Origin of the sequence: Brachyspira hampsonii, assembly GCF_002214805.1 — a bacterium.
Taxonomy (GTDB): domain Bacteria; phylum Spirochaetota; class Brachyspiria; order Brachyspirales; family Brachyspiraceae; genus Brachyspira; species Brachyspira hampsonii.
The window spans coordinates 2,655,757-2,668,192 of the sequence record NZ_CP019914.1; the positions used below are offsets into that span (position 1 = coordinate 2,655,757).

Genomic DNA, 12,436 nt, shown 5'->3' on the forward strand with positions numbered 1-12,436 from the left:
CAGCGAGTTTATATCGTAACAATAGTAGGACATTTTATGACATTATCAGAAATTAAAAGTATAGTATCTAATATTAAAGAGCAATCTGAAGTATTAAGGGGGTATCTTTGACCCGGATTCTATTTATAAAAGGGTTAAAGAGATAGATGAAATATCTTCTAAAGATGATTTTTGGAATGATAATATATCAGCTCAGAAACTTATGAAGGAGAGAATGCTTCTTCTTGATAAAATAGAGCCTGTTGAAAATTTGATAAAGAATTCTAATAATATATACGAATTAGTAGAGATGGCTATAGAGTCAAATGATACTGAAATGGAAAAAGAATTAGAAACTGAATGCTTAGAATTGCAGAAAGTTTTTGATGAATTAGAAACCAAAAATTTATTTTCGGGTGAATTTGACAGTAAGAATGCATATTTAACTTTGAATGCCGGTGCCGGCGGTACAGAGAGCTGCGATTGGGCTTCTATGCTTTCAAGAATGTATGTGAGATTCTGTGAAAGACATGGGTTTACAGTTGAAACAACAGATGAACTTCCCGGAGATGAAGCTGGCATAAAGCAAATAAGTTTTTATGTTCAGGGGCTTTATGCTTATGGATATTTGCGTTCAGAGATAGGTGTTCATAGACTTGTAAGAATATCTCCTTTTGATGCTAATGCTAAAAGGCATACTTCATTTGTTGCGGTTAGTGTTATGCCGGATATAGATGAAGATATTGAAGTTGAAATAAATCCTGCTGATTTAAGAATAGATACTTACAGAGCTTCCGGAGCAGGCGGACAGCATGTTAATAAAACTTCATCAGCTATTAGAATAACTCATATACCGACTAATACAGTTGTTCAATGTCAGGCAGAAAGAAGTCAGCATAATAATAAAGATATGGCTATGAAAATGCTTAAAGCTAAACTTTATCAATTAGAAAAAGAAAAATTAGATAAAGAGAAACAAAAAATAGCAGGTGAGAAAACTGATATAGCTTGGGGCAATCAGATAAGAAGTTATGTTTTCCAACCTTATCAAATGGTAAAAGATTTAAGAACAGGATGTGAAAGCGGAAATATGAACTCTGTAATGGACGGAAATATAGATGAATTCATATCTGCGTATCTTAAACAGCAAATAAAAAAATAAAATGATGCTAAACCTTAAAATATATACTTTTTTTATTATTATATAATAGATGGTATATTATGTTACTTATTGACATTTTTGTATATAAATAGTATATTGTAAAAATAAATAATGAATGGAGAATATTATGTTAAAAAAGATTACACTTGTATCTCTTATGATAGCTGTTTTAGTTGCTGCTGTGCCTAAGAAAGCTGAAGCTGCTTATTCAGACGGAGCTGCTATAGGAGCTTCTTTATTTTTTGGATATCCTAATCAAGGTTTAACATTAGTAGGTCAATTTGACGGTGTACCTTTGATGTTTGGCGTTCAAGCTGTAGCTAATATTTTTGATAGCCGCTATCAGTATTTTGGTGTAGGACTTACTATGGATTGGTGGGGATTAAAAATACCTTTAGGACAGGCTGGTGCTTCTGATGTTCATTTCTATTTAGGACCGGGACTTGCTGCTGATTTTGCTTTCGGCTCTCATGGTATATGGGCTATTAATGCCGGATTAAGAATGCCTATAGGTTTTTCATTCTTGATTAAACAACAATGGGAAATATTCTTAGAACCTGCTCCTGTTGTAAATGTGATACATGCTGACGGTAATGGTTTCTCTTTACTTGGATTGCATTTTGGTGATGAAAACCGTTTCTATCTTGAACATTTCTTACATTTGACATTCCAATTCGGATTTAGATATTGGTTCTAATATTATTAATTTAGAATGTTTACAGCTCCGTTATTTTATAGCGGGGCTTTTTATTTTTATTATAATTTTTCACTTTTTTATATTATTTTTTATATTTATATAAAGTAAATAATTAGGTTTTGTTTATATGTTAAAAAGAGTAATAATTTATAGCGGATGTTTTTTTATTTTTATTTCTTGTTTGTCTGTATCATCTAAGCTGTATGCTGATTATCCCAATGGTGCTGCGGCAGGATTTTTTTTGAGATTTAGTTTTCCAAGTCAGGCTTCTTTAGGCGTAACCGGAAAAATTGATAATTTCCCATTGATGTTCAGCGGTATATTAAATATAGGAATATCGAGTAAGGGCTGGTCTTGGTTTGGACTTAGTGCTAATGCTGATTGGTGGGCATTAAAATATAGAATAGGAAAAGCAGGTGATTCTGATGCTTGGCTTTATTTCGGACCCGGAGCTGAGGCTGTTGCAGAGTTTGGAAATAATTATTGGAATTTAGGATTGGGTTTTAGGCTTCCTTTAGGTGTTTCTTTTATAGTTGATAGAGATTGGGAAATATTTTTGCAGATTTCTCCCGGTCTTAATGTAATCTCTATAGGAAGTGATGGTTTCGGAACTTTTGGCTGGTATCCTAGTCATACAGGTTGGACTTTTGCTAAATTCTTCAGATTCTCAGGAGATTTCGGATTTAGATATTGGTTTTAATTAAAATATAAAAGGCTATTCTCAAATAATATAAGAATAGCCCTATATATATTTATTTATTTGATTTTCCTGTTATTAAAGGCATATAATCAAAGAATGAATATATTGTTATTATTGTAACAACTAATAAACTGTAGTATGTTATTTGATCATAAGGAAGAGATATTTCTGTATGTTTTAATATTTTTATTAGGAATATTATCACTACAGCAGCAGCTCTTGATGCAGTTTTAAGTTTGCCGCTGAATTTAGCAGCAACAGCAAAACCTCTTAATCCGCCTAAAATTCTTATAAACATTGAAAACATATCTCTATAAAGTGATATTATATACATCCATATAGGCATAGAACCTTCATAAAGAAATATTGTAAACATAGTTATATGAAATACAGTATCAGCAAAAGGATCAAGCACTTTTCCTAAATCACTAACAAGATTAAATTTTCTAGCCATAGCACCGTCTAAAGCATCTGTTATTTCTAATATAATGAGAAATATCAATGCTAATACCGCACTTATCATAGAATTGTAAAAGTACAGAAATATAACAAGAGGGGACAAAACTATTCTGCTAATGCTTAGTAAATTAGGTATTTGCTGTTTCATAAATTACTTCCTTAAAAATATATTAAATTTTATTAATTTATTGCTGCAAATTTTCATCTAATCTCATGCCGTCTTCTTCCATATAAGGATTATTTTCATCATTCATTTCTTTTTCATCATCTTCAGTTTTTATATAATAACTTCTGTCACGCATAGCAGCCGAATATATATTATAGTCCACTTCATATATTATACCGCTTTTAGGTTTGACATATACTCTGTTATCATTATTATCATATACTAATTGATATTGAGTTTTAGTATTGTCTTCCATATATATGGTAATAGTTGCATCAGGTATTCTAAATAACCTATTTAAATATTTAAGCATATTCTCATCATATACAAAACCTATAGCTTTAACTAAAGATAATGCTTCAAAATCTCTGTATGCCTTATTTAAATTAATTTCTTCGTCTACTCCGTCAACAACCCAATTAGTTCTATTTTCTTTTATGATGGTATTTGTATAATCTCTTATATTGCTCTCTGTTTTTACTACAGAATCAATATAAATAGTTTTGTCAAATATTTGCTTATCTCTTAGCATATCAATAGTTTTCTTTAATGCTTCTATATAAATAAGCTCCACGCTGAAATATTCATCATTATATTTAACATAATATTTTTCTTCATCAGCAGTTTTATTTCCAACAAATACTTTATATTCCTTATTTCCTTCCCAAACAGTAAATTCATTGCTTGGATTTTCTAAACCGAATGAATCTAATTCAGCAAGATTTGTTATTGTAGTATCTATATTCAAAGTATTAAAGTTTTTAACATTTGCAAATGCCTCTAACTGATCTATTTTATAATTATTAGAAGGAGATACAACTTTCCAAGTTTCATCTATTTTTTCTACGATAATTGGTTCTTCACTATATTTTAATTCGTATTTAGTAACATTAGTTTCATTAAGTTCAAAAAGCTGTTTTCTAGGTTTATTAGCCTCCATTTTTTCGCGGCTTTTTTTAGTTGTTAGAAATGCAGCAACACTTATTACCGCCAATGCTATAAGTAAAACTATAATTTTTGTAACATTTTTGTTCATTTTATTTATCCTATAAGTTTATAATTTCTTTTAATATCGTAAATTATTTTCTGTTTTCAAGCATAATATTTGCTAAGTATAGGAATATTACTGTAACTGATAGAAAGTATATAATATCTCTTAAATCTAATACTCCTCTTGATATATTAGCGAAATGATAATCTCCGCTTATTACCTCTATAAAATTAACAGAAGCAGGGAAAAGCAAAGTTAAATATCTTAAAAACATATTCAAAGATATCATAATTGCAAGCCCTACAATTAAAGCTACTATTTGATTTTTTGTAGTAGAAGATGCGAATATGCCTATAGCACATAAAGCCATAATAAGAAATACGCTTCCTATATATCCTGCAATAACAGGTCCAATATCTAATCTTCCTAAAAAACTTAATGTAATAGGGTAGAGTATAGTAGGTATTAAAGCAAAAAGCATAAATATCACTGCTGAAAAGAATTTTCCTAGTATAATTTCCAAAGCAGAAACTGACTGAGTGCTTATAAGCTCATATGAACCGCTTGAAAACTCACTTGATAGTAATCCCATAGTGATAGGCGGAATTATAAGCGATAATATTAAAGGCAGAATACTGAAAAAATCCTGCATATCATTCTGCTGAAGTATAAAAAATCTTGAGAAGAAATATACTCCGCTTACAATTAAAAATATTGCTGAAAATATATATGCTGTTGGCGAAAAGAAAATATGTCTTAATTCTTTTTTTAATATAACATTAGATTTATTTATAGTATAACTTATTGACTGCACTTATTTATCTCCTTTTGTTAATGTATGGAATACTTCTTCTAAATTTTCTCTTTCTCTAAACATTTCATATATTATCCAATCTGTACTTTTTATAAAAGAATAAATTTTTTCTCTAGGCTCTTCATCATTAGAGTATATTGTAATATCTTTTAGCTCTCTGTTATCTTCTGCTTTAACATCATAAACATTTTCTATTTTTTTTAGTTTTTCTATTATTTTATTATTATCATCATTAGTTTTAACAGATAACTTTATTCTTGAAGATATTTTATTTTCTTTGCTGTTATTTAGAGTTAAATGTTTAGGATCGGCATCTGCTATAACATTACCCTGATTAATAATAATAGCCCTAGAACAAGTAGCCTCAACTTCGCTTAATATATGTGTAGATATAAGTACAGTTTTTTCTTTACCCAATTCTTTTATAAGTTCTCTGATTTCTACTATTTGATTTGGGTCAAGTCCGTTTGTAGGCTCATCTAATATAAGTATTTTAGGATCATGTATTATAGCTCCTGCAATACCAACTCTCTGTTTATAACCTTTTGAAAGTTCACCTATTGATTTAGATATAACATCTTTAAGGCTGCATGCTTCTACAACATATTTAAGTCTTTCACTTAATCTGCTTCTTTCAAGCTCCTGAATTTCTGCCATATAAACTAGATAATCAAATACACTCATATCATCATAAAGCGGTGCTGATTCTGGCAAGTATCCAATAACTTTTTTTACTTCTCTTTCATTATTTAATATGCTTTTTCCGTCAATAATTGCATTTCCGCTAGTAGGCGAAAGGTAGCATGTTAGTATTCTTAAAGTAGTAGATTTTCCTGCTCCGTTAGGTCCTAGTATTCCGACTATTTCTCCTGATTTTATTTCAAAACTTACGCCTTTTAAAGCATGAAAATCACCATAGTATTTGTTTAAATTCTCTACTGATATCATTTTATTCCTTTATAATTTTGTAATTTATAAAATAATTTTTGTTAAATTATTATTTAAAATCTAAAAATATATAAGTAGAAAAACATTATAATATATATAAAGTAAAAAAACAATTATAAAATCTAAAAATATATTTTTATACTTGTTAATGATTAATATATATGTTATTATACTTAATAAGTAATTATTAAGATAATATAATATGAAATTAAATAAAGAAAAAATAAATTATATATTAAAAAAACTTTCTGAAGGGTTATATGAAAAAGATGAAGTTATTGCCTTAACTTTTTTATGTGCTTTGGCTGGAAAATCAGTATTTTTATACGGTCCTCCTGGCACTGCTAAAAGTTTGATAGTACGAAGGATAGCTTCAGCTTTTAAAGATTCAAAATATTTCGGGCAGCTTATGAATAGGTTTACAACTCCTGAAGATGTATTCGGACCTGTGAGCTTATCAAAATTAAAAGAAGATAAATTTGAAAGACAAACTGAAGGTTATTTACCTAAAGCCGATTTTGTATTTTTAGATGAAATTTGGAAAAGCAGTCCTGCAATATTAAATACATTATTAACTATAATAAATGAAAAAGTGTATAGAAACGGAAGTGCGGAAGAGAAAGTGCCATTAAAGGCATTAGTTTCAGCAAGCAATGAGACTCCTCCTAAAGGTCAGGGACTTGAGGCAATGTATGACAGATTTATAATGCGTTTGTTTGTTGATACTGCTAAAGATGTTGATAATTTTGTAAAGTTAATATCTGATAAAGATGTTTCTTTTGATGCTTGCTTAAAAGAAGAGGAAAAAATATCTACTAAAGATTGGTTAAAATTTAATAAAGATATAGATAATGTATCAGTATCTGATGAAGCTATTAATATAATATGTTATATTAAAAATGAGATAGATGAATACAACAAAGGCAATAATGAAGCTATATATATTTCAGACAGAAGATGGAAAAATATTGTTTATATATTAAAAGCGGCTGCATTTTTCTCTGATAGAAATACCGTTATGCCTATAGACTGTTTTTTAATAACTCATTGTATATGGACGCTTGAAGAAAATATTGAGGCAGTTAAAAAAATGGTATTAAAATCAATAAAAAACTTTTCATCTTCAAATATTAATAATTTCAATAAAGAAATTGAAGATATGAAAAATAAATATCAAATTTCTTCAAATAATATTAGTAATAATTCGAATGATGATAATTCAGAATTTGAAACAGTATTGATAAATGGAGAAAAGTTTGTAGAATTACCTGTTAAATTTAGATTATCAAATAAACCTTCTAGTTCATATAAAAATTTATATGTTCCTTTAAATAAATTGAATATTGGAAGTAATTCTAGTTTTAAAGCATGTAATTCAAGCGGTAAAAAAATCTTATTTACTGAATGTTATTATTTAAATTCTGATAAAAAATTAAAAATAAAAAATATTTTTTTAGCACAGCAAAATAATTTTAAATCTGTGAATATGGGTTCTTCTTTTGGATATGCATTAAATGCAGTTTCTGAAGCAGTATCTGCAATGTCTAATAATTTGAATAATTCATTTAATAATTTGCCAAAAAATATAATTACTGATTTTATAAAAATTAAAGATGAAAATGGAAATGAAGCAGATGAAACTATATGCAGTTTGCCTATTAAAAATAAAAATTTTGCTAATTATACATCTAATAATTTTGCCTCAGTAAATAATCCGAAATTTAAAAAAGAGTGCAGCAAGTTAATAGATAATATCAATAATTTTGTTAATGATTATGAAAATTATTTAAAAAATAATATTAATAATATATATTCTGTATTTTTAAGCGATGAAAATAATTTTTTAATGGCTGAAATATACAATGAAAATATATCTGAATTAAAGTCTAGGGTTATAGAACTTGAAAAGATTAGAGAGTCTTTGAAATAATATGTTGGATATATTAAGTTTTTTATTTAAAAAAGATGATATTAAAAATCAATTATATACTGAATTCTCTCAGTACGGTGAATTACTTGAAGATGAAGAGTTTTCAAAGGAACTTGATAAAAAAATAAATGATTATAATGAAAATTTGAATAAAGAATTTTCATCTAATAATCCTTTAAAAAATGAATATGATAAATATAATAATGCATATTCTTCTTTTAAAAATAATGGTGCTGATGAAAACCGTATTTTAAATGATATAAATAATTATAAAAATTTTGATAAAGATGCTGATGATAATTTTTATAATAAAAAATTAAATGATATAAAAAATAAACATAAAGAAAATTCGAAATATAATAACATTAATACTGATTATAATGCTTTAGAAAAAGCAGTTTTGAATGATTGGAAAAATTCTTTAGACAGAGAATATACTAAATGGGCTTTGGATAAAATAGATGAAAGGAGAAAAGAGTTTTTTAAAGATACTAAAAATCTGCTTGAATATTTAAAAGATATAAAAGAAATTAAAGAATCATTAGGAGATGAAACAGGTGAGCTTTTTGATTTGAGTCTTGGAAAAATTGCAAAAAGAGATATAAATTATATAAAAAAACTAGCAAAATTTCTGAAAAATCATAAAAGTATAAAAGAACTTTGCGATATGCTAGGCAGATTTATGAAAGCAGAGGAAAGCATAAAAATAGAGAAAGTTCTAAGAAAAGAAACTTTTAAAACTAAAAAAATAGATACTAACTCTCAGGAAGAGATTGTTGGAATAACTTATTCTAGGGATATACATAATATACTTCCTCAGGAAAAACTACTTTTAGCTGAAGGTGTACTTGAAACTTTATTTGGAGTTAAATATTTTGAAAACAGGCTTTTAACTTTCAAAAAAGAAGGATATGTTGATTCATTTTATGAAAAAGATATAGAAGAGGAAATGACTGCTAAAGAAGATGATAAAAAAGGTCCTATTATAATATGTGTTGATACAAGCGGTTCTATGAGCGGAGTTCCAGAAACTGTTTCAAAAGCTGTTACATTATATTTGGCTACTCGTGCGATGAAACAGAAAAGAAATTGTTATCTTATAAATTTTAGTACTAAAATAGAAACTATGGATTTAACATATCCTAATACTATGGATAATTTGATTGAGTTTTTAAGATTAAGTTTTGATGGAGGAACTGATGCTGTGCCTGCATTGAGGCATGCCATAAAAACTATGAATACTGAGAATTATAAAAAATCTGATTTAATTTTTATCTCTGACTTTGTATTTAATGGTTTTACTGATGATGATTATAAATTAGTAAATGAACAAAGGAAAAATGAAAATAGATTTTATTCTCTTATAATAGGAAGTACTCCTCTCTTTAATGTAAAAAATAGCATATTTGATTATAATTGGTGTTATGATTCTTCAAGAGGTTCTGTTAAAGAGATTACGGGCGATATGTATTCAAGTATATTTAGAAATTAACATGCATTTAATTTTAATAAAATAAAAAATCATATTATTTTACTCATTAAAACTAAGCAATACTTAAAAGCAGTACTATATTTTACAATACATAATCATTTTTTAAATCTCATATTTTTTAACCCCTTTTATAAGGCTTTTTTCCATATCAGGTTTAAATACATTAATTTTATTAGCATTAGGTTTTAAAATTATTATTTCATCTTTTTCATACATTCTTTCTGCGTATGATGAATCTTGAGAATATTCTATACCTGTCTGATTAGGAATAATTTCATCATTATTGAAATGCAGCAAATAATTAGTATATTTTCCAAGAAAAGTTTTAGCTAAAATTTTAGCTTTCATACCTTCTTCATTTTCAGAATTAATAAAAAATTCTTCAGGTCTTATACCTACAACAACTTCATCATTGTCTTTAACATCTAATAAGTTATTCATCTTCAATTTGTATCCGCATCTGAATAAAATATATGTATCATTTCCTTCTTTTTTTATGCTGGCATAGAATAAATTTGAATGACCTATAAAAGTGGCAACAAATACATTATAAGGTCTTGTATAAATATTTATAGGACTTCCCACCTGCTGTATAACACCGTTTTTCATCACAGCTATTCTGTCAGATATAGCAAGTGCTTCTTCCTGATCATGGGTAACATAAATAGTTGTTATGCCTATTTGTCTTTGTATATCTTTTATTGCACTTCTCATTTCTATTCTTAATTTGGCGTCTAAATTAGAAAGAGGTTCATCCATAAGTAAAACATTTGGAGTTATGACTATTGCTCTTGCTAAAGCTACTCTCTGCTGCTGTCCGCCTGATAATATTTCAGGAAGTCTGTGCTGATATTCTTCTATTTTCACCACATGAAGTATTTCATCTACTTTTTTCTTCATAGTTTCTTTATTTTCTTTTCTTAGTTTTAATCCGTATTCAACATTTTCTCTGACAGTCATATGAGGAAATATTGCATAGTTTTGAAATACCATACCGATATTTCTTTTATGAGCCGGAATATTATTGATTACATCTTCATCAAATTTTATTGTTCCACCTTCTATTGTATTAAATCCGGCAATCATACGCAAAAGAGTTGTTTTTCCGCATCCTGACGGTCCAAGTAAAGTAAAAAATTCTCCGTTTTTTATATTTAATGAAAGATCAGGTATTATTGTAAGATTTTCATAACTTTTTACAGCATTTGCAATAGATATGGATACACTCATTGTAATCTCCTTTTTTATAATCTAACAGCTAGAATATGTAATTAACTAAAAGTCTAATGATAATTATATTTTTTAGTTATATTAATCTATAGTATAAAGCATATTCAATAAATTGCCATTAATATGAAATTATAAATATGGAAAAATTTTATTTTTTTAATTAATGCCAAATAAATACTCATTTGATAATTTTTTAATTTAATTTTGCTAATTAATGTTAAAATGACTTAATTTTGTATTTTTATTTTATATGTTTATATTTTATATGTTATTTTATTGACTTTGTATTAATATTGTATATACTGCAGTTAGAGGAGTATATATGTCATATATGAAAAAAGATAAAAAAGAAAAAAAGTCTTTTGATAATATTGTTTTAGGGAATGCTGCTTCTGAAGTAGTTGATAGATATGGTTCTGCTGTAAAAGAGCATTTTGTTGCCTATAGCGGTGCTGATAACGAAGCTGGTAAACAATTAACTAAAGGATTAAAAGAGATTTCTCAATATAAAGTGAAACCTGAAAATAAATATTCTAATTTAAAACAACAGGCTGGTTTTTCTGCTGAAGTAAAACATGCAGCTAGAAAAAATGCTGAAAATATTATAAATAAAAATGGCGAGAGAGTAGTAAGAACAGACGATGTGGGAAGAGTTAATGATCAATTATATGATCATGTTACTTATGATGAGCATGGCAATATTATAGAACAATCCCAAATGAAATTTGTAGGAAAGAATTCTAGCGAAGCTCTGCAAAAATTAGCTTCAAAAGACTATCAGAAGTATTTAGATAATGATGTTCCTATAGATGTACCTTCAGAACAGTATGCAGGTATAAAAATAGAAGCAGAAGCAAAAGCTAAATCATGCTATGAACAGGCTGAAAGATTAAAACAAGATGGAAAATTAGACATAGCCGAAAAAAAAATTGAAGAGGCTAAAAAATACGAAAAAATAAGTAAAAATGTTAGAAAAAGTGAATTATCTAGTGATGAAGCTATGGAGGCTAGGTTAAATCCAGAACTTTCCACAGCAAAGGACATTGCAAAACTAGGGCATAGGGCTGGTTTAGAACAGGCAAAAATGGGGGCTGCCATTGGAGGAGGCATATCTATAATAAGAAATTGCGTAGCCTGTTTTAAAGGAGATAAAGAGCCAGAAGAGGCTATAATGGATGTTGCTCTTGATACAGGTAAAGCAGCAGCATTAAGTTATACTACAGGTTTCACAGGAAGTGTTATAAAAGGAGCTATGCAGAATTCCAAAAATACTATGCTTCAAAATGTATCAAAAACTTCTATGCCTGCTATGATAGTTAGCACAACTTTGGAAGTAGGAACAACTTTTAAAAAATATTTCAGCGGAGAAATAGACGGAGTTCAGTGCTTTGAAGAACTTGGTGAAAAAGGTGTTTGTATGATGTCATCAAGCATGTTTGCTGTTGCATTTCAAGCTGCAATTCCTGTGCCTATTGTAGGAGCTTTAATTGGAAGTATGGTTGGATATGCTTTCAGCAGTGCTTATTATAAAGAAGTTTTAAATGTTTTTAAAGAAGCCAAACTTGCTCATGAAAGAAGATTAAGAATAGAAGCTGAATGTGCTGAGGCAATAAAAATGATCAGAGAATACAGAGAAAGATTAGAAGAACTTATATCCGAATATTTAATAGATCATATTACTGTTTTTAATGATGCTCTAAATCAAATGCATACAGCATTAGAACTTGGAGATATAGATTCATTTATAGAAGGTAATAATAAAATAATAAATAAACTTGGCAAAAAATCACAATTCAATTCATTTAGAGAAATAGATGATTTTATGAATAGTGATGATGCCTTGACAATTTAAACATAATAAAGTATTA

At 27.9% G+C, this 12,436-nt stretch carries 11 protein-coding genes; 6 read left to right on the forward strand and 5 right to left on the reverse strand.

The genetic code is table 11. The features are described 5' to 3' along the window. Window positions 1-36: 36 nt before the first annotated feature. The 3 genes from prfB to BHAMNSH16_RS11665 all read left to right on the forward strand — a co-directional run bounded on the left by prfB (window position 37) and on the right by BHAMNSH16_RS11665 (window position 2,538). Window positions 37-1,141, forward strand: a protein-coding gene (gene prfB / locus BHAMNSH16_RS11655) for a peptide chain release factor 2 (protein WP_206193851.1) whose coding sequence is annotated in 2 segments (ribosomal slippage) — window positions 37-108 and window positions 110-1,141 — 1,104 coding nt in all. Because the reading frame shifts where the segments join, the coding sequence is not laid out codon by codon here. Window positions 1,142-1,268: 127 nt separating this feature from the next. Then, window positions 1,269-1,838, forward strand: coding sequence for a hypothetical protein (locus BHAMNSH16_RS11660; protein ID WP_008731150.1), 570 nt, complete (start codon window positions 1,269-1,271; stop codon window positions 1,836-1,838). A gap of 127 nt (window positions 1,839-1,965) precedes the next feature. Further along, window positions 1,966-2,538 carry a hypothetical protein gene (locus tag BHAMNSH16_RS11665; protein ID WP_008731152.1) on the forward strand — a complete coding sequence of 191 codons (573 nt, stop codon included), beginning with the start codon at window positions 1,966-1,968 and terminating at the stop codon, window positions 2,536-2,538. Window positions 2,539-2,590: 52 nt separating this feature from the next. Here BHAMNSH16_RS11665 and pgsA read toward each other — a convergent pair whose 3' ends face one another. From pgsA to BHAMNSH16_RS11685, 4 genes are read right to left on the reverse strand one after another with little or no spacing between them, the layout of a single operon-like run. Further along, window positions 2,591-3,145: a CDP-diacylglycerol--glycerol-3-phosphate 3-phosphatidyltransferase gene (gene pgsA, locus BHAMNSH16_RS11670; protein ID WP_008731154.1), complete on the reverse strand. Its 555-nt coding sequence runs from the start codon at window positions 3,143-3,145 to the stop codon at window positions 2,591-2,593. 37 nt (window positions 3,146-3,182) lie between these two features. Then, a complete protein-coding gene (locus tag BHAMNSH16_RS11675) occupies window positions 3,183-4,199 on the reverse strand; it encodes a DUF4340 domain-containing protein (RefSeq protein ID WP_008731156.1) in 1,017 nt (338 codons plus the stop codon). Window positions 4,200-4,242: 43 nt separating this feature from the next. Then, entirely contained in the window at window positions 4,243-4,968 is a 726-nt protein-coding gene (locus BHAMNSH16_RS11680) for an ABC-2 transporter permease (protein WP_008731159.1), read from the reverse strand. Continuing rightward, window positions 4,969-5,916, reverse strand: a complete 948-nt coding sequence (locus tag BHAMNSH16_RS11685; protein WP_008731160.1) for an ABC transporter ATP-binding protein — start codon at window positions 5,914-5,916, stop codon at window positions 4,969-4,971. Between the two features lie 202 nt (window positions 5,917-6,118). Here BHAMNSH16_RS11685 and BHAMNSH16_RS11690 point away from each other — a divergent pair, with 202 nt between their 5' ends. Further along, on the forward strand, window positions 6,119-7,846 hold the full coding sequence (locus tag BHAMNSH16_RS11690) for an AAA family ATPase (RefSeq protein ID WP_069731891.1): 1,728 nt from the start codon (window positions 6,119-6,121) through the stop codon (window positions 7,844-7,846). A 1-nt stretch (window position 7,847) separates the two neighbouring features. Next, on the forward strand, window positions 7,848-9,338 hold the full coding sequence (locus BHAMNSH16_RS11695; protein WP_069731890.1) for a VWA domain-containing protein: 1,491 nt from the start codon (window positions 7,848-7,850) through the stop codon (window positions 9,336-9,338). A gap of 102 nt (window positions 9,339-9,440) precedes the next feature. Here the strand turns inward: BHAMNSH16_RS11695 and BHAMNSH16_RS11700 are convergent, their stop codons facing one another. Next, on the reverse strand, window positions 9,441-10,568 hold the full coding sequence (locus tag BHAMNSH16_RS11700; protein ID WP_008730572.1) for an ABC transporter ATP-binding protein: 1,128 nt from the start codon (window positions 10,566-10,568) through the stop codon (window positions 9,441-9,443). A 322-nt stretch (window positions 10,569-10,890) separates the two neighbouring features. Here BHAMNSH16_RS11700 and BHAMNSH16_RS11705 point away from each other — a divergent pair, with 322 nt between their 5' ends. Then, window positions 10,891-12,420: a hypothetical protein gene (locus tag BHAMNSH16_RS11705; RefSeq protein ID WP_008730571.1), complete on the forward strand. Its 1,530-nt coding sequence runs from the start codon at window positions 10,891-10,893 to the stop codon at window positions 12,418-12,420. Window positions 12,421-12,436: the final 16 nt, after the last annotated feature.

What these genes read in the sequence shown, in the direction of transcription:
- BHAMNSH16_RS11660 (WP_008731150.1), top strand. Translation starts at nt 1,269, where the DNA reads ATGTTAAAAAAGATTACACTTGTATCTCTTATGATAGCTGTTTTAGTT.
- BHAMNSH16_RS11665 (WP_008731152.1), top strand. Translation starts at nt 1,966, where the DNA reads ATGTTAAAAAGAGTAATAATTTATAGCGGATGTTTTTTTATTTTTATT.
- pgsA (WP_008731154.1), bottom strand. Translation starts at nt 3,145, where the DNA reads ATGAAACAGCAAATACCTAATTTACTAAGCATTAGCAGAATAGTTTTG.
- BHAMNSH16_RS11675 (WP_008731156.1), bottom strand. Translation starts at nt 4,199, where the DNA reads ATGAACAAAAATGTTACAAAAATTATAGTTTTACTTATAGCATTGGCG.
- BHAMNSH16_RS11685 (WP_008731160.1), bottom strand. Translation starts at nt 5,916, where the DNA reads ATGATATCAGTAGAGAATTTAAACAAATACTATGGTGATTTTCATGCT.
- BHAMNSH16_RS11690 (WP_069731891.1), top strand. Translation starts at nt 6,119, where the DNA reads ATGAAATTAAATAAAGAAAAAATAAATTATATATTAAAAAAACTTTCT.
- BHAMNSH16_RS11695 (WP_069731890.1), top strand. Translation starts at nt 7,848, where the DNA reads ATGTTGGATATATTAAGTTTTTTATTTAAAAAAGATGATATTAAAAAT.
- BHAMNSH16_RS11700 (WP_008730572.1), bottom strand. Translation starts at nt 10,568, where the DNA reads ATGAGTGTATCCATATCTATTGCAAATGCTGTAAAAAGTTATGAAAAT.
- BHAMNSH16_RS11705 (WP_008730571.1), top strand. Translation starts at nt 10,891, where the DNA reads ATGTCATATATGAAAAAAGATAAAAAAGAAAAAAAGTCTTTTGATAAT.